The organism is Nocardia tengchongensis, assembly GCF_054781395.1.
This window is the reverse complement of sequence record NZ_BAAGUM010000006.1, coordinates 2,131,450-2,156,721: the sequence shown is the minus strand read 5'-3', so window position 1 is coordinate 2,156,721 and position 25,272 is coordinate 2,131,450. Positions and strand designations below refer to the sequence as shown.

Here is a 25,272-nt window from a genome sequence, read left to right as displayed (position 1 = left end):
GAGCTAGGCAATGTCCGACGCCAAGACCGGTGCCACCAAGACGGTGACCGACAAGACCTTCGTCGACGAGGTCCTGCTCAGTGAGAAGCCCGTGCTCGTCGACTTCTGGGCGGCCTGGTGTGGCCCGTGCAAGATGGTCGCGCCGGTGCTCGAGGAGATCGCCGCCGCCAACACGGACAAGATCACCATCGCCAAGCTCGACGCCGACAACAATCCGGAGACCTCGAAGCAGTACGGGATCCTGTCGTTGCCTACCATGGTCCTGTTCCAAGGGGGCAAGGAAACCAAGCGGATCGTCGGAGCAAAGGGCAAAGCCGCCCTCTTGCGTGAACTAGAAGAAGTTCTTTAGCGACTCGCCGTAGGATGCCTGCACTCGACAGTTGCCGAAATTCGGTCCGGGTCTGAAACAATCGTTCAACGCTCCGGTCGCGCGGTGGTGTGAACCACCGCGCGAATGGGTACCCGGGTTGGCGGAAGGAAAGGGCTCTCACGCATGCACCGACTTCGTCACGGCGATACAGGACCAGCCGTAGCAGAGGTTCGGAGCACCCTGGCAAGCCTCGGGTTCCTGCACACTCATCCCAACAGCGATCCGGCGAATCTGGACGGGGAGTACTGGAAGGACGCCGACGCCAGCTTCGACCATGATCTGGACTCGGCGGTGCGCGCGTTTCAGCAGCACCGCGGACTCCTGGTCGATGGCGTGGTCGGCCCGGCCACCTACCGCGCACTGAAAGAGGCGTCCTACCGCCTCGGTGCGCGCACTCTCATCTACCAGCTCTCCGCCCCGCTCTACGGCGATGACGTGGCCACCCTGCAGCGGCGTCTGCAGGACCTGGGCTTCTACGTGCACCGGGTGGACGGGTTCTTCGGACCGCACACCCACGACGCGCTCACCGCGTTCCAGCGCGAGATCGGGCTCTCCTCGGACGGCATCTGCGGTCCGGACACCCTGCGCTCACTGGATCTGCTGGGCGCACGCGTCACCGGCGGCAACCCGCACCGCATCGCCGAGGAAGAGGTGGTGCACCGGGCGGGGCCGCAGCTCACCGGTAAGCGCATCGTCATCGATCCGGGTCTCGGTGGGCCGGACAAGGGTTCGCCGGTGCCGACCGAGTTCGGTGACGTCTACGAATCGGAGATCCTCTGGGATCTGGCCAGCCGGCTCGAGGGGCGGATGGCCGCCACCGGTATGGAGACCTTCCTGTCGCGGCCGTGGGGGGCCAACCCCTCCGATGCCGAGCGGGCCGAGACCTCCAATACCTTCGACGCCGATCTGATGATCTCGCTGCGCTGCGCCAGCAGTGACAACGATTCCGCCAGCGGTGTGGCCAGCTTCCACTTCGGCAATTCGCACGGCTCGACCTCCATGATCGGGCAGGTGCTGGCGGGGTTCATTCAGCGGGAGATCGTGGCCCGGACCTCGTTGCAGGACTGCCGGACCCACGCCCGCACCTGGGATTTGCTGCGCCTCACCAAGATGCCGACCGTCCAGGTCGATATCGGCTATCTCACCAGCGATTACGACTCCTCGGTGCTGACCAACCCGCGCATGCGCGACGTGATCGCCGAGGCCATCCTGATCTCGGTGAAGCGGCTGTACCTGCTGGGCCAGGACGACCAGCCCACGGGGACTTACACGTTCGCCGAACTGCTCGCCGAAGAGTTGGCGGCCGCAGACCGGCTCTAATGTTTCACATGAAACAACCCCGCCTCCCGAACTTTCCGGGAGGCGGGGTTTTTCTTCGGCTGGGATCCCGTGGGGGAGTGGTTCAGCGGGTGGAGATGCGAGTCGGCATGGTGAGCGCCGCCGCCGCGAGGAGCTGATCGAGCGCGCGCTCGACGTCTTCCTTCCACAAGTGCTCGTGATCCAATTCCAGGCGCAGGCGCGGGAATCGGTGATGGGACGCGACCACCTTGAAACCGACATCCTCCAGGAAGTCGGCCTCGATCATGCAGTTCTCGGGGGAGCATCCGGACGAGGCCGCCGCGGGGGAGCGCAGCGGCGTACCGATCCGCTCACGCAGCGACATGGACCCGACGGCCGGCATCGAACTCGTCGGCGGATCCTTCCGAATGCCGAACGCCTCGATGGCCCGCACACCACGACGCACCAGATCGCTCACCACAGCCTGGATGAGCTGATTACCCACCTGCTCCCCCTGGAAGGGCATTTCGGCGCTCAGCGTGGTCAGCAGCACGGCATCCGGGCTCACCGGGGACGTGGGGAAGAGACCGGCCCGCGGCACCGCACTCGGCGGCGCGTAGATCGCGCAGCCGGCCGGCTTGTCCTCGACCACGGCGACCTGACCGCACAACCCCCACTGCAGCATGACGGTCGACAGCCAGGCCTCCTTCTCGAAGACCGGGTCACTGAAGCTATGGGAATCCGCCGCCACCGCCGGATCGATCTCCCAGAACACGCATCGCCGCGCATGCACCGGAAGTTTGTCGAGTCCGCCGAGGGTAAGTGCGGTCACGCTGGTCGACACCGCTCTGCTCAGCCTCCAGCTGTCCGATTCATCCACACTCACGCCGCATCACACAGTGCTCGCCAGCAAGAATAAGCGATCAACGCTTTACGCCTCTCCAGGGCCATAAACCCGTACGTCACAGTGACGTTTCCACCGTGACCTCCGGGGTAGGCCCTCCTTAGGGCCTGGACTGCTCCATCATGCTGACAATCCGCTCCAGATCGTCGATGGAGCCGAATTCGACAGTGATCTTTCCCTTGCGCTTGCCGAGGCTGACCGTCACGCGCGTGTCGAAGGACTCCGACAAACGCTCCGCCACATCCTGCAGACCCGGCATCTGAATCGGCTTGCGCTTGGGCGCCGGGGGAGCGGCCGCATCCGGTTCCCGGTTCGCCAGCGTGACGGCTTCCTCGGTAGCCCGGACCGACATACCCTCGGCGACGATCCGCGCGGCCAACGCCTCCTGCGCGTCGGCGCCCGCCTCCAAAGCCAGCAGAGCGCGCGCGTGGCCGGCGGACAATACGCCCGCCGCCACGCGGCGCTGCACCGGAATCGGAAGCTTCAGCAGCCGAATCATATTCGTGACGACCGGACGCGAGCGACCGATCCGGGTAGCCAGTTCCTCGTGGGTGACGCCGAACTCCTCCAGCAACTGCTGATAGGCGGCCGCCTCCTCGAGCGGGTTCAGCTGCACGCGATGGATGTTCTCCAGCAACGCGTCCCGCAGCATGGAGTCGTCCGCGGTCTCGCGCACGATCGCGGGGATGGCGTCCAGGCCCGCCTCCTGGCTGGCCCGCCAACGCCGCTCACCCATGATGAGCTGATAGCGGGGGACCGGCCCGGACTCGACCTGACGCACCACGATCGGCTGCATCAGACCGAATTCCTTGATGGAGTGCACCAGTTCGGCCAGCGCCTCCTCTTCGAAGACGGAGCGCGGCTGCTTCGGGTTCGGCTCGATCTGCTGCGGCGGGATCTCCCGATACACCGCGCCCGCGTCCAGCCCGTCGCCGGCCTCGACCGGATCGGGGACCCGATGCAGGTGCGCCGACGCGGGTTGCGGCCCGGCCGGATCGAGACCGATCACGACATTGGCGGCGGCACTGCCGAGCCCGCCGGGTGTGGTCGCCGGGCCGGTCGGGATCAATGCCGCGAGGCCACGCCCCAGTCCGCCCTTCTTCGCCTGACTCATCGGCTTACCGGCCCCTTCCGTTGTTCACCATCACCGCACCGAGATTTATCTACACACCGGATTGTGCGTCCGAAACGGGCGCCGGTGCCGTCTGGCGCGCCGAGTTACGCGACGCGATCTCACGTCCGGCATCGAGGTAGCTCATCGCACCCCGCGAGCCCGGATCGTAATCGAGCACGGTCATGCCGTAGCCGGGAGCCTCCGACACCTTGACGCTGCGGGGGATGACCGCGCGCAGCACGGCGTCACCGAAGTGCGAGCGCACCTCTTCGGCCACCTGGTCGGCAAGCTTGGTGCGGCCGTCGTACATGGTGAGAACGACGGTGGAGACATGCAATCCGGGGTTCAGGTGCGCCTGCACCAGACCGATATTGCGGAGCAGCTGACCCACGCCCTCGAGTGCGTAGTACTCGCACTGGATCGGGATCAGCACCTCCTTGGCGGCGACCATCGCATTGACGGTGAGCAGACCCAGCGACGGCGGGCAGTCGATCATCACGTAGTCGATGTCGTAGCCGGCGAGGTTGGCTTCCTGGATGGCGGCCTTGAGACGACCCTCGCGGGCGACCATGGAGACGAGTTCGATCTCGGCGCCGGCGAGGTCGATGGTGGCGGGGATGCACAGCAGTCGCTCATTGTGCGGGCTCTGCTGGATGGCGTCGCTGACCGAGCACTCCCCGATGAGGAGTTCGTAGCTCGACGGAGTGCCCGACTGGTGCGCGATGCCGAGCGCGGTGCTGGCATTGCCCTGCGGGTCGAGATCGATGACGAGCACCCGCATGCCCTGGATGGCGAGCGCGGCAGCCAGATTCACGGCGGTGGTGGTCTTGCCCACGCCGCCCTTCTGGTTGGCGATGGTGATGACGCGCTGTTCCTTGGGCCGCGGGATGTGCGCGTTGGTGCCCGACAGCACCTGACTCGCCCGCTGCGCCTCGGCCGCGATCGGAGTGTCAGCGGAGATGTTCCCGAAGGGGGTGCGGCTGAACTCGTCGGCATCGAAGGGACCGCTATCGAGCATGCCGGGAACCCGAGACGTTGTTTCCCGTGAAACATTCGCCGGACCGTTGGACATACAGGCTCCTAACCCCGAGAACTCAAAGACACGTGGCCGAGCAGAATTTCGCGCGCCTGGCAGCAGCAGCCGCGTCACTGCGGTGTCACTGAGGGCTGGCTGGAATCGGCTGGAAGTCGTTCATCGCTCGACGTTCATTAGCTTGCCAGTAGAGGACACAATACGGAAGTTGAACGCACAGCTTCGCACCACGACACACCTCTAACCCACTCAAAGATCGCGAGCGGGTGAATGTTTCACGGGAAACAACGCTTCGTCAGTGACGCTTTGACGGGTGGGTCCCACGACCCCCCGCTTTACGCTCCGCACTACCGGCTTTGCGCTCGGCGCGGCGCTCGGCGCGTGCCAGACGCTCCGCACTGATGACGAAGGTGGGTGTCTCGAGAACGCCCACACCGCATTCCAGAACTTCGGCGTGACCCGCGCCCGCTTTGGTCAGCTCGTCGCGATCGCGCTCGAGTTCCTCGGCGGCGCTGATTCCCTTGAGCGCCAGCATCCGTCCGTGCTCGTGCACCAGCGGCATGGACCATCCGGCGAGCTTCGCCAGGGGAGCGACCGCGCGGGAGGTGACGATGTCCGCGCCGCCCGCCTCCTTCTTCACGCCCGCCTGCTCGGCCCGACCGCGCACGATGACGATATTGTCCAGCCCAGCCTCGGCCGCGAACTCGGCGAGGAAGACGGTGCGGCGCAGCAGCGGCTCCACCAAGGTGATCCGGAGATCGGGCCGGGCGATGGCGAGCGGGATGCCGGGCAGGCCGGCGCCGCTGCCGATATCGACCACCCGCGCGCCCGGCGCGATGAGGTCACCGATCACCGCGCAGTTGAGGATGTGGCGATCCCAGAGCCGGGGAACCTCTCTGGGCCCGATCAGTCCGCGCTCCACTCCGGCGGTGGCGAGCGCGGTGTAGTACATCTTGGCCTGCTCGAGCCGGTCGCCGAAAACGACCGCGGCCGCGGCCGGGGGGTCGACCGGACCCGGCACGGTCATCTCGGTGTCAGGTTCCACGTGAAACATCCTTCCGAACGAACTTGTCCAACTGTGGGGGACTATCGGGGATCTTGCCCCCGAACCCCCTCGCACAGTGGCGAATTGCGACGGGGGGACGACTGAAGATAAGCGTAGGGCCCCCGGGTTTCCGCAACCCGGGGGCCCTACCGCTGTGTGTTCCGCGTGTCAGGCGGGGAGCACCACCACGTGGCGGTTCGGCTCGACGCCTTCGCTCTCGCTGACGACACCATCGATCGCGGCCACGGCATCGTGGACGATCTTGCGCTCGAACGGCGTCATGGGGGCGAGGGCTTCACGCTCGCCGGATTCCAGGACCCGCTTGCCGGCCTCGGCGCCCAGCGCGCTCAGCTCCGAACGACGCGCGGCCCGCCAGCCGGCCACATCCAGCATGAGCCGGCTGCGAATGCCGGTCGCCTGCTGCACGGCCAACCGGGTCAGCTCCTGCAGCGCATCGAGGACCTCGCCACGGCGACCCACCAGCTTGGCGAGATCCTTGCCGCCGTCGATGCTCACGATGGCGCGGTCGCCCTCGACATCGAGGTCGATATCGCCGTCGAAGTCGAGGACGTCCAGCAACTGCTCGAGGTAGTCGCCGGCGATCTCGCCCTCTTCGATGAGCGCTTCCTCCGCGTCGTTCGCGGCGCCCGGTTCGGCCGTCGCTGCCGTCACAGTGGGATCCCCTCCGTCGGTTTCAACAGTCATGGTTGTTTCCTTCATCTGGAGTTGTAAGTCTCAGCGACGCCGCTTCTGGTTGGCCCGACCACGATTGCCGGACCGCTTCTTGCCGGCCGCCGGCTTGGCGCCGGGGCTGGGCTTGGCACCGTTCTGGGAGGACTGCGGAGCATCCTCGACCGACTCGGTGTCGGCATCCTCGACCTTGGTGGCCGACTGCTTCTTCCGGACGTCGACCGGCTTCGCGCCCGGCTTCGGGGCATTCTGGGCGCGGCGCTCGAGCGCGGCCTGCTTCTTCTCGTCTTCTTCTTTTCCGATCTTGCGGAAGACGAGGTGCTGCTGCCCATAGGTCCAGATGTTGTTGGAGACCCAGTAGATCAGGATGGCGACGGGCAGGAACGGGCCACCGACAAGCACACCGAGCGGGAACACGTACAGCGCCATCTTGTTCATCATGGCGGCCTGCGGGTTGGCCGCGGCTTCCGCCGACTGCCGTTCCACCGAGGCGCGGGCGTTCATGTGGGTCGCGACACCGGCGATCACCATGAGCGGAATCGAGACCAGCGCGATGACCAGCTTGCTCGGCACGCCGCCGTAATCGGCGAACGACTCCAGCACCTTGGCCGGCTCGGTGATGTACGCCGAGAGGGGAGCGCCGAAGAGCCGTGCGGTCAGGAAGGACTGAACGTCTCCCGCGGAGAAGATGTAGTTCGGGGTGTGCGCGTTGTCGTAGGGCGACATGCCCAGCTGCCCGATCCCGGTGCCGGTGCGGTTGAACGACCGCAGCACGTGGAACAGACCCAGGAACACCGGAACCTGCAGCAGCACCGGCAGACAGCCCATGAGCGGGTTGAAGCCGTGTTCCTTCTGCAGCTTCTGCATCTCGACCGTCATCTGCTGACGGTCGTTCTTGTACTTCTTCTGCAACTCCTTGATCTGGGGCTGCAACTCCTGCATCTGCCGGGTGGTGCGGACCTGCTTCACGAACGGCTTGTAGAGCACGAGCCGCAACGTGAACACCAGGAACACCACAGCGAGGGCCCAGGCGAATCCGCTGTTCTTGCCCAGCACATACCCGAATGCCTGGTGCCAGAACCACAGAATGGCCGACACCGGGTAATAGATGAAGTCGAGCACGGCGCTATGCACTCCCGTCGTTCGTGTGGCCGGTCACCGCAGGCGATGATCGTTCTGAAGCTGATGCCGCGTGCCGGTGCTTACGCTCCGGCACGGGGTCCCACCCACCAGGGTGCCAGGGCGCACATTTCGCCAAACGGACGGCTGCCAGTCCGAGTCCGACGAACAGTCCGCGGGTGCGCAACGCCGTCACCGCGTACTCACTGCACGTGGGAGTGAAGCGGCACACCGGCATGCGGGTGGGGGAGATGTAGGTCCGATACAGCTCGATGAGGAATATCAGAGCTTTGGCCGGGAACCGGGCAGCCGCGCGCAAGGCGTTCATGAGAATGAACCGAGCTTGCGCAGCCCACTGTGCAATTGGCGCAGCAGTTCTTCCGAAGGCGCGTCGGCGGCACCCGGCAGGGCGCGAATGACGACATCTGCGCCGCCGGGCAATTCGGCCGTCAGGCTTGCGCAGATATGACGCAGGCGGCGGGCCACCCGGTGGCGTACCACCGCCGGACCCACCGCCTTGCTGACAATCAAGCCGAAACGCGGACCGCCCACCCGGATGTCCGGGGTCGATCCGCTGGCTTGATCGTCGTGTAGCAGTACGTGCACAACGAGGTCCCGTCTCCCGATCCGCCGGCCCTGGCGCACCGTCCGGGAAAAGTCGGTGCGCCGGTGCAGCCGGTAGGGCTCAGGCAGCACCTGAGCGTCCAGCGGAGTGCGGGCGGATGGGGGACCGGAGACCGGACGGCGAGTCGCTCATACGACGCCGCATCCGGGGTTACCGAATCAGGCGGTCAGCTTGGCGCGGCCCTTGCCACGACGAGCCGACACGATGGCGCGACCCGCACGGGTCCGCATCCGGAGACGGAAGCCGTGGACGCGCGCCCGACGACGGTTGTTCGGCTGGAACGTCCGCTTGCCCTTGGCCACGGTCAACACTCCTCTAGGTGGTGGACGTCCGGTGACGTCCGAAGTTTGTTCGGTGAAACGGTGCTCTCGACGGACCGGAGTCCTTCGGCGCAATACCCTTGTCGGCACGGGCAGCAGACAGCCGCCACCGCACCATAGGGTGACTGTAGAAGGGTACTTACCCCCTGGACGAGGGTCAAACTCGGGGGTCGAGGCCCGGTTTTGCGTCGATGCGGTGCGATTGGATCGATCGTTCCGCGTGGCGTTCGGTGAGGGTTCGTGTCGGAGCCCGGGCGTCGTGTACGGTCCTTCCCAGTCCCTTCCGGCGACCGCGGATGTCTCGACCTCCCGCCTGCGCAGTGTATTGCCAGCTGATAGCTGCTAACCCGCAGGTACGCGCCGAATCCGAGGAATCAGACACGCGGTCGCGTGTATCCCCAGGTTGTCCACATCTGTGGATAATTGTGTGGAAATACCCCTGGAGTGGCATATTCGTAGGGCCGACGGTACCTCGCCGACGCCCGGTGACTGGGGGAGCCGAGCAGCGCAGACCGTCTGTTGCTATCGACCTACACCCGGGGAGGACTACGTTCGTGGACGACGACCAGAATGTGCTGACAGCTGTCTGGCCGGAGGTGATCGCCGAGTTGGCGAGCGGTTCCGCGGATGGGGAGATCCAACCGGTGAGCAAGGCCCACAAAGCCTGGCTGAACACTATCGAACCGATCACCTTCGCGCAGGGATTCGCCCTGCTCTCGGTGCCCGGCACGATGGCGCAGGTGACGGTCGAGCGGGACCTGCGGGAGCTCATTCTCCGATCCCTCGCCCGCCGTGGACTCCAGGTCGAGGGCCTGGGCGTCCGCATTCGCGCGCAACAGAATCCGCCGGCCGGCCGCTCCGCCAACGCGCCGCGCCACGCGCGCATGACCTCCCGGCCCGAGCGTCCGCGCGAGCCCGAGCCGACGCCCCAGGCGTATGCGCCCGAGCCGCCCATGGCCGAGCGTCCGCAGCCGTCGTACCAGACCCAGCCCGAGTACGCGCCGCGCTACCTGCCTCCCCAGGACTACCCGGCCGACTACGACGAGCGCGACGCTTATCCACCGGTGGAATACGGACAGCCGCCGATGGCCGAAGAATTGCCGATGTCCGGGTCCGACCGTCCACAGGCCGGCGCCGAACGTCCCGTGCCCGCACCCGAGCGGCCGATGCCCGGTGGCGAGCCCGCCGGCCAGCTGGGACCGCGCCCCGACCGGCGCCGGGAGAACCATCGTGGTGCGCCCATGCCGCCGGGACAGGAATCACTGTTCTCGCCGGACGCCGACGACGAGCCCGTCCGGCCCGCCCCGCCGCGGTACCCCGACGAGCCCGCGCCGCAGCGGTATTCGGATGAACCCGGCTCGCAGCGGTATTCGGATGAACCCGCCGCACAGCGATACGCCGACGAACCCGCGCCCCAGCGTTACGCCGACGAACCCGCGCCGCCGCGGTATTCGGATGAGCCCGCGCCGCAGCGGTATGCCGACGAACCGGCCGCCCGCTATACGGACGAGCCCGCGCCGCGCTACGCCGACGAGCCCGCCGCGCGTCGTCCCGTGGACGAGCCGCACGATGACGAGCCGGTGGTCAATGTCCGCAATTCGTGGCCGACCTACTTCAACCGGCCGCCCGAACGCGAACGGGAGCCCGCGCCCTCGAACGGCTCGGCCAGCCTGAACGCGAAGTACACCTTCGACACCTTCGTCATCGGTGCGTCCAACCGGTTCGCGCATGCCGCGGCGGTGGCCATCGCGGAGGCTCCGGCCCGCGCCTACAACCCGCTGTTCGTTTGGGGCGCTTCGGGTTTGGGCAAGACGCACCTGTTGCACGCGGCCGGCCACTACGCGCAGCGGCTGTTCCCGGGCATGCGGGTGAAGTACGTGTCGACCGAGGAATTCACCAACGACTTCATCAACTCGCTGCGTGACGACCGGAAGGTGGCGTTCAAGCGCCGCTACCGGGAGACCGACATCCTGCTGGTGGACGACATCCAGTTCATCGAGGGCAAGGAAGGCATCCAGGAGGAGTTCTTCCACACCTTCAACACCCTGCACAACGCGAACAAGCAGATCGTGGTGTCCTCCGACCGGCCGCCCAAGCAGCTGGCCACGCTGGAGGAGCGGCTGCGGACCCGCTTCGAGTGGGGTCTGATCACCGATGTGCAGCCGCCGGAGCTGGAGACCCGCATCGCGATCCTGCGCAAGAAGGCGCGCATGGACCGCTTGGACGTGCCGCACGACGTGCTCGAACTGATCGCCAGCCGGGTGGAGCGCAATATCCGCGAGCTGGAGGGCGCGCTGATCCGGGTGACCGCGTTCGCGTCGCTGAACGGGCAGGCGCTGGATCTGTCGCTGGCCGAGGTGGTGTTGCGCGATCTCATGCCCGATGCCGCGACGATGGAGATCACGGCGTCCACGATCATGGCTGTGACCGCGGAGTACTTCAACACCACGCTGGAGGAACTGACCGGTCCGGGTAAGGCCCGGCCGCTCGCGCAGGCCCGGCAGATCGCCATGTATTTGTGCCGCGAGCTGACCGACCTATCCCTGCCCAAGATCGGTCAGGCGTTCGGCCGTGACCACACGACGGTCATGTACGCCGACAAGAAGGTGCGCAAGGAGATGACCGAGCGGCGCCGGGTGTACGACCAGGTTCAGGAACTCACAGCCCGAATTAAACAGCGTTCGCGCTGATCCACAGTCCACAGGACCCCACGTCGTCTGACGTGGGGTTCTTTGTTTTCCAGGGTTGTGGATTCCTCGAGGAGTCCTCGAGGAAAGTGTGTGGATTCCTCGAGGAATCCCACTGTTGTCCACCGAGTTGCGCACAGGTCGCTACTCACACTCATGCACAGGTGTTGGTCCACAGATCCCACAGGTGAATTCATCCTCGAGGGCTGAGCTGCGCGGATGGGGTTTTTGCCTTGTGGATTCCTCGAGGAGTCCCTGTCAGCTCCTCGAGGAATCCACGGGGTAGTCCCCGGATCCATCCTCATGTGGGTATCCCGGCCTGTTTCGGGGGAGCAACTCGAGGATCGCTCGAGGATGGCTGGGGAGTTCCCGCCCGAGTCCACAGGCACCGGTTGTTCATCCTCGAGCCACCCCAACGACATCCACACGCCGCCGCACGGACGGACCTGCGGAAATAGGCGAAGTCCACAGAACTAACAGGACCTACTACTACTTCAGTTCTTCATCTAGAGAAGGTTCTTCTAAAACAGGGTGTGTGGAAACTCGGGTTGCGAGGGCACGGTGCGATGCGGAGCTCCTCCACACCCGATCGGGCAGCAAGGAGGAGAGGGGAGCGGGAGCGGTCCGCATCGGATGGCTCGGCGGGGTCGGGGCAAAAGCTCGGTGGGTCGGCGTAGGCGGGTCTGTCTCGCGCAGGTACGGTTTGGTGTCGGCCCCGTGTGCGAGACTGCCGATTACCGTTTCGAGATCCGAACGACCCCCAGTGGAGAGGACAGGCCGGGCGATGGAGCTTGCAAGCATGAAGTTTCGGGTCGCCCGCGAGGACTTCGCAGAATCCGTAGCCTGGGTGGCCCGCAGCCTGCCGTCGCGGCCTCCGGTTCCCGTGCTCGGTGGCGTACTCCTCGTGGCTGACGAAGACGGCCTGACGGTCTCCGGTTTCGACTACGAGGTCTCCGCGCAGATGCGGGTGGCCGCCGAGGTCGCAGGTCCGGGCCAGGTCCTGGTGTCGGGCCGCTTGCTGGCCGATATCACCAAGGCGCTGTCCAACAAGCCGGTGGACGTGTCGGTGGACGGCACCCGCGTGCTGATCGCCTGTGGCAGCGCCAAGTTCTCGCTACCGACCATGCCGGTCGAGGACTATCCCCAGCTTCCCGAGCTCCCGCCGCAGACCGGTGAGCTCGCCGTGGATCTGTTCTCCGAGGCCGTCTCCCAGGTGGCCGTGGCCGCCGGCCGTGACGACACCCTCCCCATGCTCACGGGCATCCGGGTGGAGATCGAGGGCCCGAAGGTGGTCCTGGCCGCCACCGACCGTTTCCGGCTCGCTGTGCGTGAACTGGAGTGGCAGCCGGGCCGTGCGGATGTGGAGACCGCGGTGCTGGTCCCGGCTCGCACCCTGTCCGAGTCCGCGAAGACGCTCGGCGCGTCCGATCAGCCGGTGCAGTTGGCGTTCGGTACCGGCACCGACGGCCTGCTGGGCATCGTGAACGGCGGCCGCCGCACCACCACCCGCCTGCTCGACGCGGAATTCCCCAAGTTCCGTCAGTTGCTCCCCAAGGAGCACACCTCGATCGCGACCCTCGCGGTGAACTCGCTGACCGAGGCCATCAAGCGTGTGGCCCTGGTGGCCGAGCGCGGCGCCCAGGTGCGGCTGGAGTTCTCCGAGGAGGGCCTGCTGCTCTCCGCCGGTGGCGACGACGCCGGTCGCGCCGAGGAGTGGCTGGTGGCCGACTTCCGCGGTGAGCCGCTGACCATCGCCTTCAACCCCGGTTACCTGCTCGACGGCCTGTCCGCCGCGCATTCGGACCGGGTGACCTTCGGCTTCACCACTCCCAGCCGTCCGGCGGTGTTCCTGCCGGCGCCGGAGGAGGAGCCCGCGCAGCTGGAGTCGGGTGCGTTCGCGGCGCTGGCCGGGAGCTACATCTACCTGTTGATGCCGGTGCGGTTGCCGGGCTGATCGGGGAACGACACACCTGTGCACAGTGTTGACAAACCTGTGAAAAACGCGGGGATGGTGGACTGACCGGATGCACGTGCGTGCGCTGTCGCTGCGCGATTTCCGGTCCTGGGAGGCCGCCGAACTCGAGCTTTCGCCTGGTGGAACGGTTTTTCTGGGTTCCAACGGGAATGGCAAGACCAACCTGATCGAGGCCATCGGATATTTGTCCACACTGGGCTCACATCGGGTGGCGGCCGATGCTCCGCTGATCCGTCTGGGCGCTCAGAAGGCCCGGATCGGTGCGACGGTGGTGAACACCGGTCGCGAGTTGCGGGTCGACATGGAGCTGAATCAGGGCACGGCGAATCGGGCCCAGATCAATCGCTCACCGGTGCGGCGGCCGCGGGAGATCCTGGGGATCCTCCAGACGGTGCTGTTCGCTCCGGAGGATCTGTCGCTGGTGCGCGGGGATCCGGGGGAGCGGCGGAAGTTTCTGGACGAGCTGGCCACGGCCCGGTTGCCGCGGCTGGCCGGGGTGCGCGCGGATTACGAGAAGGTGCTGCGGCAGCGGTCGGCGTTGTTGAAAACGGCCGGGCGCAATGCCCGTTCGGGTGCGCGGGGCGCGGAGCTGGGCACCCTCGACGTGTGGGACGGGCATCTGGCGGCGCACGGCGCGGTGCTGCTGGCGCACCGGCTCCGACTTGTCCACGACCTTTATCCACATCTTGCACAGGCTTATTCGGATATCGCGCCCGAATCCCGGCCCGCGGCAATCGGTTACCGCAGCTCCAGCCTGCCGCCGGAGTTTCTCGATTCGGCGCGTTCTCCACAGGACGATGACGAGGAGGCGCTCGAGGCGATCCTGTTGCGGGAGTTGGCCGCCGCGCGTCCCAAGGAGCTGGAGCGCGGGGTGTGCCTGGTCGGTCCGCACCGTGACGATCTGGAGTTGATGCTCGGTTCGGCGCCGGCGAAGGGTTTCGCCAGTCACGGCGAGTCCTGGTCGTTCGCGCTGGCGTTGCGGCTCGGGGCGTTCGAGTTGTTGCGTTCGGCCGGAACCGATCCGGTGCTGATCCTCGATGACGTGTTCGCGGAACTGGATCGCCGTCGCCGCAGTGCGCTGGCGACGGTGGCCGCGAGTGCGGAGCAGGTGTTGATCACCGCCGCCGTCCCCGAGGATGTGCCGCCGGAACTCGAGGCCGCGCCGCTGCGGGTGGAGACCACCGGGGAGGCGGACCTGCGAGCTTCCCGGATCGCGGAGTCGGATACCACCGAGTGAGTCGGGCGGGCGGAATCGCCGAGTCGTCGGTGGCATGCGGCAGAATCACGTGACGAACCGAAGGTGATCATCGGGATTCCCAGGTGTGGAAGGAGTTGTGGATGGCTGAGTCGCCGGACACGAACATTCCTGGCGCTGCCGGTGGCGACCGCACCCCGAATTCCGGTGCGGCCGGCCCCGAGCCGGAGTTGCGCGGGGTCGACTTGGCTCGGCGCGCGCTCGAGGAGGCGCGTGCCGCCGCGCGGGCGGCAGGGAAGTCGGTGGGGCAGGGGCGGGCCTCGCCGGCCGCGCCGCGCAAGGGCGGCATCCGGGCACTTCGAGGGGGTCGCAGAAGCTGGTCGGGTGCGGGTCCCGACGATCGGGATCCGCAGGCGTTCGCCGCGCTGACGATGCAGTTGGCGAAGGGACGCGGCTGGTCGGCCAAGGTTGCCGAGGGCACGGTGTTCGGCCGCTGGGCGGCCGTGGTGGGGGAGGATATCGCCTCCCATGCCCAGCCGATCTCACTGGAGAACGGCGTGCTGAGCATTCAAGCGGAGTCCACGGCTTGGGCGACCCAGCTGCGCATGTTCCAGTCCCAAATCCTGGCGAAGATCGCCGCGGCGGTCGGGAACGGCGTGGTCAAGCAGCTCAAGATCAATGGTCCGACCGCGCCGAGCTGGCGCAAGGGCGAGCGGCACATCAAGGGCCGGGGCCCGCGCGACACGTACGGGTAGGCCGCGCATCTTCGCCGCCCGGCCCCCGAATCCCGGCGTCGGCGCGCTGGTTTCACGTGGAACGTCGGAAGATCGCGGTGAACCCTCGCGCAAACGGTGACGGAGTCGCCCGCGCATCGCCCGCTGAAGCTCCCGGAACCCCCCACACCCACAACCCGTCATATCGCTGGTCGATTTCATGACCCTACGGCCCACTCAGGGGTGTCATAGGTGGGTTCTCTGTCGGTCGTACCAGTAGGATGGGGGAGTAACTAGCGGCGATACCTCCCGGCGCGTTCCGCAGCGCCCGCGCGTGGGCCCCCGTAATTCTCGAGCAGACGCAGTCTGGCGCTCGAGCAGACAGTGTCTGAGGGCCTCACGTGTGCCACCGCACTGTGCCGGGAGGATCAGCAAGTAAGGAGAGCTACCGACCAGTGGCTGCCATGGACTCCAACGCAGACGGCTCGACCCAGCCCAAGTCAGGCACGCCGACGTCGTACGGTGCCGCCTCCATCACCGTCCTCGAGGGCCTCGAGGCGGTACGCAAGCGCCCCGGTATGTACATCGGTTCCACCGGTGAGCGCGGCTTGCACCACCTGATCTGGGAGGTCGTCGACAACTCGGTCGACGAGGCGATGGCCGGATACGCCTCGCGGGTCGATGTGACCCTGCTGGCCGACGGCGGCGTCGAGGTGGTCGACGACGGCCGCGGTATCCCGGTCGCGATGCACGCTCAGGGTGTGCCCACCATCGAGGTGGTCATGACCCAGCTGCACGCGGGCGGCAAGTTCGACGGCGAATCGTATGCGGTGTCGGGTGGTCTGCACGGTGTCGGCATCTCGGTGGTGAACGCGCTGTCCACCCGGCTGCAGGCCGATGTGGACACCGACGGATACCACTGGACCCAGGAGTACAAGGACTCCAAGCCGGGCAAGCTGGTCCAGGGCAATGCGACCAAGCGCACCGGTACCACCATCAAGTTCTGGCCGGACCCGAACATCTTCGAGACCACCACCTTCAGCTTCGAGACGGTCGCGCGCCGCCTGCAGGAGATGGCGTTCCTGAACAAGGGCCTGACCATCACGCTGACCGATCAGCGGGTGGCCGAGAACGACATCGTCGACGAGGTCGTCAGCGAAACCGCCGAGGCGCCCAAGCATCTCGACGAGAACACGCCGGCCGCTGAGCCCAAGGTGAAGACCCGCACCTACCACTACCCGGGTGGGCTCGAGGATTACGTCAAGCACATCAACCGGACCAAGACGCCGATCCACAACTCGATCGTCGGGTTCACCGGTAAGGGCACCGGCCACGAGGTCGAGGTCGCGATGCAGTGGAACTCGGGTTACTCCGAGTCTGTCCACACCTTCGCCAACACCATCAACACCCATGAGGGTGGTACGCACGAGGAGGGCTTCCGCGCAGCGCTCACCACGGTGGTGAACAAGTACGCGAAGGACAAGAAGCTGCTCAAGGAGAAGGAAGGCAACCTCACCGGTGACGACATCCGTGAGGGTCTCGCCGCCATCGTGAGCGTCAAGATCGCCGACCCGCAGTTCGAGGGCCAGACCAAGACCAAGCTCGGCAATACCGAGGTGAAGTCGTTCGTGCAGCGCACCTGCAACGAGCACATCTCGCACTGGTTCGAGGCCAATCCGGCCGACGCGAAGACCATTGTGCAGAAGGCGGTCTCGTCGGCGCAGGCCCGGGTCGCCGCGCGCAAGGCGCGAGAGCTGGTGCGGCGCAAGTCCGCCACCGATCTGGGTGGCCTGCCGGGCAAGCTGGCCGACTGCCGTTCCAAGGATCCGAGCAAGTCCGAGATCTACATCGTGGAGGGTGACTCCGCCGGTGGCTCGGCCAAGTCCGGCCGCGACTCGATGTACCAGGCGATCCTGCCGCTGCGCGGCAAGATCATCAATGTCGAGAAGGCGCGCATCGACCGCGTGCTGAAGAACACCGAAGTGCAGTCCATCATCACGGCGTTCGGCACCGGTATCCACGACGAGTTCGATATCGCCAAGCTGCGCTATCACAAGATCGTGCTGATGGCCGACGCCGACGTGGACGGCCAGCACATCTCGACGCTGCTGCTCACCCTGCTGTTCCGCTTCATGCGCCCGCTGGTGGAGCACGGTCACGTGTATCTGGCCATGCCGCCGCTGTACAAGCTGAAGTGGCAGCGTTCCGAGCCGGAGTTCGCCTACTCCGACCGCGAGCGCGACGGGCTGCTGGAGCGGGGCCTGGCGGCCGGCAAGAAGATCAACAAGGACGACGGCATCCAGCGCTACAAGGGTCTCGGTGAGATGAACCCGAAGGAGCTGTGGGAGACCACCATGGACCCGAGCGTGCGGGTGCTGCGTCTGGTCACCCTCGACGACGCTGCCGCGGCCGATGAGCTGTTCTCCATCCTGATGGGTGAGGACGTGGAGGCTCGCCGCAGCTTCATCACTCGGAACGCCAAGGACGTCCGGTTCCTCGACGTGTAATTCGCGACAGCGGAGGCCCTTCGGGGCCTCTGCTGCGCGCCGCGAGGACCACCCAACACTTCTGACGGAGACCTATTCATGACTGAGACTTCGCTTCCGCCCTCGGGTGGCGACCGCATCGAGCCGGTCGACATCCAGCAGGAGATGCAGAACTCCTACATCGACTACGCCATGAGCGTGATCGTCGGCCGTGCGCTGCCCGAGGTGCGCGACGGCATGAAGCCGGTGCATCGGCGCATCCTGTACGCGATGTACGACAACGGGTATCGGCCCGACCGCGGCTATGTGAAGTCCGCGCGCCCGGTCGCCGACACCATGGGTAACTATCACCCGCACGGTGACACGGCCATTTACGACACCTTGGTGCGTATGGCGCAGCCGTGGGCGCTGCGGTATCCGCTGGTCGACGGGCAGGGCAACTTCGGTTCGCGCGGTAATGACGGCGCGGCCGCCATGCGTTACACGGAGTGCCGCCTGACGCCGCTGGCGATGGAGATGCTGCGCGAGATCGACCACGAGACGGTCGATTTCGTCCCGAACTACGACGGTAAGACGCAGGAGCCGACCGTCCTGCCGAGCCGGGTGCCCGCCCTGCTCATGAACGGTTCCAACGGCATCGCCGTCGGTATGGCGACGAATATCCCGCCACACAACCTGAACGAGCTGGCCGAGGCCATCTACTGGGCGCTGGACAATCACGACGCGGACGAGGAGGCCACTCTCGCCGCGTGCATCGAGCGGGTGAAGGGTCCGGACTTCCCGACCGCGGGCCTGATCGTGGGCACCCAGGGCATCCACGACGCCTACACCACCGGCCGCGGTTCGGTCCGGATGCGCGGTGTCGTGGAGATCGAGGAGGACAGCCGCGGTCGCACCACGATCGTCATCACCGAGCTGCCGTACCAGGTCAATACCGACAACTTCATCAATGCCATCGCGGAGCAGGTGAAGGACGGCAAGATCGCGGGTGTCTCCGACATCCACGACGAGTCCTCCGACCGTGTCGGTATGCGCATCGTGGTGACCGTGAAGCGCGACGCCATCGCCAAGGTGGTGCTGAACAACCTCTACAAGCACACCCAGTTGCAGACCTCCTTCGGCTGCAACATGCTGTCGATCGTCGACAAGGTGCCGCGCACGCTGCGCCTGGATCAGATGATCCGGCTGTACGTGAACCACCAGTTGGAAGTCATCATCCGGCGCACCCGCTACCTGCTGCGCAAGGCGGAGGAGCGGGCTCACATCCTGCGCGGTCTGGTGAAGGCGCTGGATCAGCTGGACAAGGTCATCGCCTTGATCCGCCGTTCGGCCGACACCGAGACCGCGCGTACCGGCCTGATGCAGTTGCTGGAGATCGACGAGATCCAGGCGACCGCGATCCTGGACATGCAGCTGCGTCGTCTGTCGGCGTTGGAGCGGCAGAAGATTCTCGACGAGTTGGCCAAGATCGAGGCCGAGATCGCCGATTTGAACGACATTCTGGCCAAGCCGGAGCGGCAGCGCGCCATCGTCCGTGACGAATTGGCGGAGATCGTCGACAAGTACGGCGACGACCGCCGCACCAAGATCATCGCGGCCGACGGCGACGTGCAGGACGAGGATCTGATCGCCCGCGAGGACGTGGTCGTGACGATCACCGAGACCGGCTACGCCAAGCGCACCAAGACCGACCTCTACCGTTCGCAGAAGCGCGGCGGCAAGGGCGTGCAGGGCGCGGGTCTCAAGCAGGACGACATCGTCAAGCACTTCTTCATCACCTCGACCCACGACTGGCTGCTGTTCTTCACCAACAAGGGCCGGGTGTACCGGGCCAAGGCGTACGAGCTGCCCGAGGCCAACCGCACCGCGCGCGGCCAGCACGTGGCGAACCTGCTGGCGTTCCAGCCGGACGAGAAGATCGCCCAGGTCATTCAGCTGAAGTCGTACGAGGACGCGCCGTACCTGGTGCTGGCCACCCGCAAGGGTCTGGTGAAGAAGTCCAAGCTGACCGACTTCGACTCGAACCGGACCGGCGGCATCGTGGCGGTCAATCTGCGCGATGAGGACGAATTGGTCGGCGCGGCACTGTGTTCGGCCGACGACGATCTGCTCCTGGTGTCGGCGCACGGCCAGTCCATCCGGTTCAACGCCAATGACGAGGTGCTGCGCCCGATGGGCCGCGCCACCTCCGGCGTGCAGGGCATGCGCTTCAACGCCGACGACGAGCTGTTGTCGCTCAACGTGGTTCGTGACGCGGAGGGCATTTATCTGCTTGTCGCGACGGCGGGCGGGTACTCCAAGCGCACGGCCATCGACGAGTACACGGCGCAGGGTCGCGGCGGCAAGGGCGTGCTGACGATTCAGTACGACGAGAAGCGTGGCAGTCTTGTCGGTGCGCTCATCGTCAATGACGACGACGAGCTGTACGCGATCACCTCGGGCGGCGGTGTCATTCGCACGCTGGCGCACCAGGTTCGAAAGGCGGGTCGTCAAACCAAGGGCGTCCGGTTGATGAACCTGGGTGAGGGCGATACTTTGCTCGCGATCGCTCGGAACGCGGATGAGCCCGACCAGCTTGTCGAAGATGACACCAGCGGTTCGGCGAAGCAGTAGTTTCACCACAGCAGCGGCGGCACAAACGGATCGAAGGATTCACCATTGACCACGAATCAGCCGAATGACCAGCGCGGTCATGCCAATGGCGTGACCGAGAGAATTGCCCCGTCCCCGATTCCGCCGCGGCCTATTCCGCGTCCGGGCGGCCAGGACGGCGGCGCGCCGCAGAATTCCGAATTGTCGGACAAATCCGGTGATTCGGCCGCCGAGGCCCCCGCGGCCGACGCGGCGTCCGCCGCGCCCCAGGCGGCGGACGGGCAGGGCGGTTCGCCCTTCGCGGAGGGCTGGTCGCAGCTGCCGCAACGGGAGCCGCAGTCCAACCTGTACCGTCCGGGCCAGTCCCCGACGGCCGGTCGGCCGGGTACCAACCCGAGCCTCGGCGGTGGCGGCCTGGCCGGTGGCGGCGGCCTGAACGCCGGCGTCTCCAATGCCCGCACCACCGCCGACCTGGCGGCCAAGGCGGCGCGCAAGGAGGCGGCCATGGTGAAGTCCGTCGGCATCGACGGACCGACCCGCAGCATCGCCCGCCCGGAACTGGTCAAGGATCTGCCGGATCTGTCCGAGTTGCGGCACCCGCTGCCGCCGCCGGACCCGATCGCGCCGGCCGGTCCGGTGTCGCCGTCCGCCCCCGCGGCGGTGGCGCAGGCCGCGGCCACCGGTGAGCCGCTGCGCGCCACCGTGCAGCTGCGCCACATCGACCCGTGGTCCACGCTGAAGATCTCGCTGGTGATCAGCGTGGCCATGTTCTTCGTGTGGATGCTGGCGGTCGGCCTGCTGTACCTGGTGCTGGAGGGCATGGGCGTCTGGGAGCGCCTGAACTCCACCTTCACCGACATGGTGTCCGACAACTCCAGTTCGGCGCTGATCGACGCGGGCACGGTCTTCGGCTATGCCGGTGTGATCGGCCTGATCAATGTGGTGCTGCTGACCGCGCTGTCCACGGTCGGCGTGTTCGTCTACAACCAGTGCACCGATCTGGTGGGCGGCATCCAGGTCACCCTGTCCGATCCGGACTAGGCGGAGTCGGCGTCGAACCCGCTGTTTCGATCCGCCGCGACGGCCGGTCAGCCCTGCCTCTTGCAGGCCGCTGACCGGCCGTTTTGGTTATCCGCGCCGAGGTACGGTAATCTTCTGCCTCGTTCGAGTCACACACTTCGAACACCCACTAAGGGCCTATAGCTCAGGCGGTTAGAGCGCTTCGCTGATAACGAAGAGGTCGGAGGTTCAAGTCCTCCTAGGCCCACCCACAGGTAAAGAACGAACTGCCTTCCCAGGGGCCTTAGCTCAATTGGCAGAGCACTGCCTTTGCAAGGCAGGGGTTAGGGGTTCGATTCCCCTAGGCTCCACAATCAAGCCGCAGATCGAGTCCGGTCTGCGGCTTGTGTCGTTCGGGGACGGGTTCGGTTCCAGTAGTGTGGGATTCATGAAATTCGTGCTCACGATCGTGGCGATCGCCGCGGTGGCCTTCGGAATCAGCAAGCTGCGGCAGCGCAATGACGCCGATCTCTGGCACGAGGTCACCACTCGCTGAAACGCCGTGACCCGCCGGAAAACGCTGTGACACGGAACAAGCGGCGGTTTTCCATTCGATTCCCGTCGTAAGGTCGAGATATGGCGTCCACTGAGATCTCCCGTCTGGTGCAGTCCGTGGTCGAGCCATATCTGCTGAGCGGACCGCGCAGGTACAACCGGCATCAGGTGGCGGATCTGACGGGGCTGCCCAACAGCGTCACCCGGCGGTTGTGGGTGGCGCTCGGCTTCCCGGCGGATCCGGACGACGAGGCGGTGGAGTACAGCGACTCCGATATCGAGGCCGCGCAGACGTTCGCCAAGTTGCACGTGCTGGCCACCGCCGACACGCACCGTCAGACCACCGCGGCGCGCACGCTGGGCCGGTCCATGGCGCGGCTGGCGGAGTGGCAGGTCGATCTGGTGACCGAGGAGATCCTGGATCGCATCGCGACCATCACCCGCGAGAAGCCGGACACCGATCCGACGGAAGCCGCGCGGATCGCCACCGACGAGGTGGTGACCGAGTTCGAGACGTTGCAGCGCTACGCGTTCCGCCGGCACCTGGACGCCGCGCTGGCGCGGTCGCTGGACGCGGGAGCGGTGGCCGCGGACACGATTCGCACGCTGGCCGTCGGATTCGCCGACATGGTGGGCTACACCCGTCTGACCCGCCATCTGGAGGCCGATGAGCTGTCGGCCTTGCTGGAGGCCTTCGAGACGGCCACCAGCAACGCCATCGTGGCCAACGGCGGCTGGGTGATCAAGAACGTGGGTGACGAAGTCATGTTCGCGGCCGCCACCGCGACCGACGGCGCGCGCATCGCGATCGCGGTGCAGGAGGCCGCCATCGCCTCGCACGGTGTCACTCAGGAGCTGCGGATCGGTCTCGCCTACGGCGAGGTGCTGCAGCGCTTCGGCGACCTGTACGGCTCGACGGTGAACACCGCGGCGCGGCTCACCGGTGTGGCCCGGCCGGGCACGGTGCTGGTCGATGACGGGGCGGCGGAGGCCATCGAGGCGGACACCGATTTCACGCTGCGGCATCTGGCGACGGTGCGGGTGAAGGGCATCAACCGGTTGTACGGGCATGTGCTGCGCCGCAACGAGATTCGGCCGCTGGTCTGACTTTCCCCGGGAATGGGGGCGGGCCTCGGCGAAGGGGGGGAGTTAGCCGAGGCCCGCGTAAGGTCGGCCCGGGGGGGAGGGGCCGACGGGAACGATCCTACGCGACGAATTCGGATTGTGTGGCTATCGGGGCATCGGGTTCAAAGATTTTTTCGAGGATTCCGCGCGGTCATCGGGGGGTAGACGCGGGGGTGTGACCGAATTGCATCCTTCGCCGAATTCGGTTCGAGGGGTGGACGACTCGCGCCCGCCCGCCCTCGCACCGTGAAAACGGGATGACTCACTCCGTCGATCCGGGCATACTGGCCTGGATCCTCCACTCGTGTTCGACACATCTGTGCAGTTCAGAGCTGTTGCGGCAGTCCAACTACGACAACAGGGAGAAGTATGCCCGACGCCATAGTCGCCGAGGGTCTGGTCAAGAGGTACGGCCATCTGGTCGCGCTCGACGGCCTGGACCTGTCGGTCCCCGAAGGCACCGTGACAGCCCTGCTCGGCCCCAACGGCGCCGGCAAGACCACGGCCGTGCGGGTGCTCACCACCCTGTTGGTCCCCGATGCCGGGCATGCCGTCGTCGCCGGAGTGGACGTCCTGAAGGACCCGCAGCTGCTGCGCTCCCGCATCGGCACCTCCGGCCAGTACGCCGCCGTCGACGAATACCTCACCGGCTTCGAGAATTTGGAGATGGTCGGCCGCCTCTATCACATGGGGGTGCGGCGCAGTAAGGAGCGAGCGCGCGAGCTGCTGGACCGTTTCCGGCTCGCCGACGCCGCCGACCGGCCGGTCAAGGGCTACTCCGGCGGTATGCGCCGGCGCTTGGACCTGGCGGGCGCGCTGGTCGCGAATCCGCCGGTGCTGTTCCTCGACGAACCCACCACCGGCCTGGATCCCCGTGCGCGCCTGGATCTTTGGGACGTCATCGAGGAACTGGTGGCGGGCGGCACCACGCTGCTGCTGACCACTCAGTACTTGGAGGAGGCCGACCGGCTGGCCGACTCGATCGCCGTCATCGACCACGGCCGGGTCATCGCGGAGGGCACCTCCGACGAACTCAAGGCCATGGTCGGCGGCGACCGCATCGAGCTGGTCGTCGATCACGTGGACAACCTGGAGATCGCGCGGCAGGCGCTGGAAGGCTTGGCGGACGGCGAGATTCGGCTGGAGCCGGGACTGCGCCGCATCATCGTGCCGGTCGCGGAAGGGTCGCAGGCGCTGGTGGACGCGATCGGGCAGCTCGGCAAGCACCGGATACAGATCCACGACGTGGGTCTGCGCCGGCCCTCGCTCGACGACGTGTTCCTGACCCTGACCGGACACCAGGCCGAGGAGCTGATCAACGGCAACCGGTCCGCCGACGAGAAGGAGAGAGCCCGATGAGCGCCATGCTCGCGGTCGCCGAAAAGCCTTCGCTCGCACAGCGACTGGCCATGGTGGTCACCGACAGCATCACCGTCACCAAACGCAATGTCATCAAGATCCGGCGGGTGCCCGACGTCCTGGTGTTCTCCACCCTGTCGCCGATCATGTTCGTGCTGTTGTTCGCCTACGTCTTCGGTTCGGCGATCACCTTGCAGGGCACGTCCTATCGCGAGTTCCTGATCGCCGGCATCTTCGCCCAGACCGTGGTGTTCGGGGCCACCTACACGGGTCTGAGCCTGGCCGAGGACATGCAGAAGGGCATCATCGACCGCTTCCGTTCGCTGCCCATGGCGCCGTCGGCGGTGCTGATCGGGCGCACCGTGGCGGACATGGTGATGAATGTGGTGAGCCTGGTCGTCATGTCGCTGACCGGGCTGGTGGTGGGCTGGCGGATTCGCGGCTCGTTCCTCGACGCCGTACTCGCCTATGTCCTGCTGCTGTTGTTCGCCTACGCGATGTCCTGGATCCTGGCCTTGATCGGCCTGATCGTGCGGGCGCCGGAGGTGTACAACAACGCGAACTTCATGGTGATCTTCCCGCTCACCTTCATCGCCAACACCTTCGTGCCGTCCCAGAACCTGCCCACGGTGTTGCGTGTTGTGGCGGAATGGAATCCGGTGTCGGCGGTGACGCAGGCGACGCGCGACCTGTTCGGCAATACCAGCCCGATGGGGCCGAGCGCGGACGTCTGGCCCATGCGGCATCCGGTCGCGACGACCCTGATGTGGGTCGTCGCGATCCTCGCGGTCTTCGTGCCGCTGGCGCTGAAGCAGTATCAGCGGTCGGTGAGTCGCTGACGCGCCCGACCGGCAGTGTCAGCGAGTCACCGTGAGATCCGGTGTGGGCGCCGAGCCGTTGCGTGAATAGCCCAGGCGTGGCGGCTCGGCGGCCGGCGCCTGCGGTTGCGGGCGCTTGTTCACGAAGAACGCGATGACACCGCCCGCGATCGCGACGAGGGCGGCCACGATGACCTTGTTACGAACGCTCCCCAGCTCCATCCGACCATGCTGGCACAGCAACGCAATTCGTGCACGGACGGGGGCGCT

Annotated in this window: 23 protein-coding genes and 2 tRNA genes; 15 read left to right on the top strand and 10 right to left on the bottom strand. The window is 66.4% G+C overall.

The genetic code is table 11. From position 1 onward, the window contains the following. The first annotated feature begins 10 nt into the window (after positions 1 to 10). Together trxA and ACYVKL_RS20995 are read left to right on the top strand one after the other, a co-directional pair. Positions 11 to 349, top strand: a complete 339-nt coding sequence (gene trxA / locus ACYVKL_RS21000) for a thioredoxin (protein WP_357189595.1) — start codon at positions 11 to 13, stop codon at positions 347 to 349. 144 nt (positions 350 to 493) lie between these two features. Continuing rightward, positions 494 to 1,690, top strand: coding sequence for an N-acetylmuramoyl-L-alanine amidase (locus tag ACYVKL_RS20995; protein ID WP_213558653.1), 1,197 nt, complete (start codon positions 494 to 496; stop codon positions 1,688 to 1,690). An 82-nt stretch (positions 1,691 to 1,772) separates the two neighbouring features. On the opposite strand, the gene ACYVKL_RS20990 is transcribed toward ACYVKL_RS20995, so the two are convergent. The 9 genes from ACYVKL_RS20990 to rpmH all read right to left on the bottom strand — a co-directional run bounded on the left by ACYVKL_RS20990 (position 1,773) and on the right by rpmH (position 8,480). Further along, positions 1,773 to 2,492 carry a GNAT family N-acetyltransferase gene (locus ACYVKL_RS20990; protein ID WP_379165411.1) on the bottom strand — a complete coding sequence of 240 codons (720 nt, stop codon included), beginning with the start codon at positions 2,490 to 2,492 and terminating at the stop codon, positions 1,773 to 1,775. A 160-nt stretch (positions 2,493 to 2,652) separates the two neighbouring features. Beyond that, entirely contained in the window at positions 2,653 to 3,666 is a 1,014-nt protein-coding gene (locus tag ACYVKL_RS20985) for a ParB/RepB/Spo0J family partition protein (protein ID WP_379165410.1), read from the bottom strand. A gap of 49 nt (positions 3,667 to 3,715) precedes the next feature. After that, complete coding sequence (locus ACYVKL_RS20980; RefSeq protein WP_213558656.1) at positions 3,716 to 4,684, bottom strand: ParA family protein; 969 nt, start codon at positions 4,682 to 4,684, stop codon at positions 3,716 to 3,718. A gap of 310 nt (positions 4,685 to 4,994) precedes the next feature. After that, entirely contained in the window at positions 4,995 to 5,753 is a 759-nt protein-coding gene (gene rsmG, locus ACYVKL_RS20975) for a 16S rRNA (guanine(527)-N(7))-methyltransferase RsmG (protein ID WP_213558657.1), read from the bottom strand. A 159-nt stretch (positions 5,754 to 5,912) separates the two neighbouring features. Continuing rightward, positions 5,913 to 6,449 carry a Jag family protein gene (locus ACYVKL_RS20970; RefSeq protein ID WP_379165409.1) on the bottom strand — a complete coding sequence of 179 codons (537 nt, stop codon included), beginning with the start codon at positions 6,447 to 6,449 and terminating at the stop codon, positions 5,913 to 5,915. 30 nt (positions 6,450 to 6,479) lie between these two features. After that, positions 6,480 to 7,556, bottom strand: coding sequence for a membrane protein insertase YidC (gene yidC / locus ACYVKL_RS20965; protein WP_379165408.1), 1,077 nt, complete (start codon positions 7,554 to 7,556; stop codon positions 6,480 to 6,482). A gap of 4 nt (positions 7,557 to 7,560) precedes the next feature. Then, complete coding sequence (gene yidD, locus ACYVKL_RS20960; RefSeq protein WP_213558660.1) at positions 7,561 to 7,881, bottom strand: membrane protein insertion efficiency factor YidD; 321 nt, start codon at positions 7,879 to 7,881, stop codon at positions 7,561 to 7,563. Continuing rightward, positions 7,878 to 8,249 carry a ribonuclease P protein component gene (gene rnpA, locus ACYVKL_RS20955; protein WP_379165407.1) on the bottom strand — a complete coding sequence of 124 codons (372 nt, stop codon included), beginning with the start codon at positions 8,247 to 8,249 and terminating at the stop codon, positions 7,878 to 7,880. The genes yidD and rnpA overlap by 4 nt, the downstream gene beginning before the upstream one ends. Positions 8,250 to 8,336: 87 nt before the next feature. Beyond that, positions 8,337 to 8,480: a 50S ribosomal protein L34 gene (gene rpmH, locus ACYVKL_RS20950; RefSeq protein ID WP_033085250.1), complete on the bottom strand. Its 144-nt coding sequence runs from the start codon at positions 8,478 to 8,480 to the stop codon at positions 8,337 to 8,339. A 209-nt stretch (positions 8,481 to 8,689) separates the two neighbouring features. Between rpmH and dnaA the strand changes: the two genes are divergently transcribed. From dnaA to ACYVKL_RS20885, 13 genes are all read left to right on the top strand, one after another. Further along, complete coding sequence (dnaA, locus tag ACYVKL_RS20945) at positions 8,690 to 11,188, top strand: chromosomal replication initiator protein DnaA (RefSeq protein WP_379165406.1); 2,499 nt, start codon at positions 8,690 to 8,692, stop codon at positions 11,186 to 11,188. A gap of 781 nt (positions 11,189 to 11,969) precedes the next feature. Then, positions 11,970 to 13,139: a DNA polymerase III subunit beta gene (gene dnaN, locus ACYVKL_RS20940; protein ID WP_213558663.1), complete on the top strand. Its 1,170-nt coding sequence runs from the start codon at positions 11,970 to 11,972 to the stop codon at positions 13,137 to 13,139. Between the two features lie 70 nt (positions 13,140 to 13,209). Then, complete coding sequence (gene recF / locus ACYVKL_RS20935) at positions 13,210 to 14,397, top strand: DNA replication/repair protein RecF (protein WP_379165405.1); 1,188 nt, start codon at positions 13,210 to 13,212, stop codon at positions 14,395 to 14,397. A 101-nt stretch (positions 14,398 to 14,498) separates the two neighbouring features. Next, positions 14,499 to 15,110: a DUF721 family protein gene (locus ACYVKL_RS20930; protein ID WP_379165404.1), complete on the top strand. Its 612-nt coding sequence runs from the start codon at positions 14,499 to 14,501 to the stop codon at positions 15,108 to 15,110. Between the two features lie 422 nt (positions 15,111 to 15,532). Further along, complete coding sequence (gene gyrB / locus ACYVKL_RS20925; RefSeq protein WP_213558666.1) at positions 15,533 to 17,575, top strand: DNA topoisomerase (ATP-hydrolyzing) subunit B; 2,043 nt, start codon at positions 15,533 to 15,535, stop codon at positions 17,573 to 17,575. Positions 17,576 to 17,653: 78 nt separating this feature from the next. Beyond that, positions 17,654 to 20,167, top strand: coding sequence for a DNA gyrase subunit A (gyrA, locus tag ACYVKL_RS20920; RefSeq protein ID WP_213558667.1), 2,514 nt, complete (start codon positions 17,654 to 17,656; stop codon positions 20,165 to 20,167). Positions 20,168 to 20,257: 90 nt separating this feature from the next. Beyond that, positions 20,258 to 21,187, top strand: a complete 930-nt coding sequence (locus ACYVKL_RS20915; protein ID WP_379165403.1) for a DUF3566 domain-containing protein — start codon at positions 20,258 to 20,260, stop codon at positions 21,185 to 21,187. Between the two features lie 152 nt (positions 21,188 to 21,339). Then, a tRNA-Ile gene (locus tag ACYVKL_RS20910) sits at positions 21,340 to 21,413 on the top strand. A 30-nt stretch (positions 21,414 to 21,443) separates the two neighbouring features. After that, a tRNA-Ala gene (locus ACYVKL_RS20905) sits at positions 21,444 to 21,516 on the top strand. A gap of 77 nt (positions 21,517 to 21,593) precedes the next feature. Further along, the gene (locus tag ACYVKL_RS20900; protein ID WP_213558669.1) at positions 21,594 to 21,701 is read left to right on the top strand and encodes a DLW-39 family protein; all 108 of its coding nucleotides are present in this window, start codon (positions 21,594 to 21,596) and stop codon (positions 21,699 to 21,701) included. An 80-nt stretch (positions 21,702 to 21,781) separates the two neighbouring features. After that, on the top strand, positions 21,782 to 22,807 hold the full coding sequence (locus ACYVKL_RS20895) for an adenylate/guanylate cyclase domain-containing protein (protein WP_357189613.1): 1,026 nt from the start codon (positions 21,782 to 21,784) through the stop codon (positions 22,805 to 22,807). Between the two features lie 387 nt (positions 22,808 to 23,194). Next, positions 23,195 to 24,184, top strand: a complete 990-nt coding sequence (locus ACYVKL_RS20890) for an ATP-binding cassette domain-containing protein (RefSeq protein WP_379165402.1) — start codon at positions 23,195 to 23,197, stop codon at positions 24,182 to 24,184. Next, the gene (locus ACYVKL_RS20885; protein ID WP_379165401.1) at positions 24,181 to 25,023 is read left to right on the top strand and encodes an ABC transporter permease; all 843 of its coding nucleotides are present in this window, start codon (positions 24,181 to 24,183) and stop codon (positions 25,021 to 25,023) included. Before ACYVKL_RS20890 ends, ACYVKL_RS20885 begins: the two co-directional genes overlap by 4 nt. A gap of 18 nt (positions 25,024 to 25,041) precedes the next feature. Here ACYVKL_RS20885 and ACYVKL_RS20880 read toward each other — a convergent pair whose 3' ends face one another. After that, on the bottom strand, positions 25,042 to 25,224 hold the full coding sequence (locus tag ACYVKL_RS20880; protein WP_213558672.1) for a hypothetical protein: 183 nt from the start codon (positions 25,222 to 25,224) through the stop codon (positions 25,042 to 25,044). Between the last annotated feature and the right edge of the window lie 48 nt (positions 25,225 to 25,272).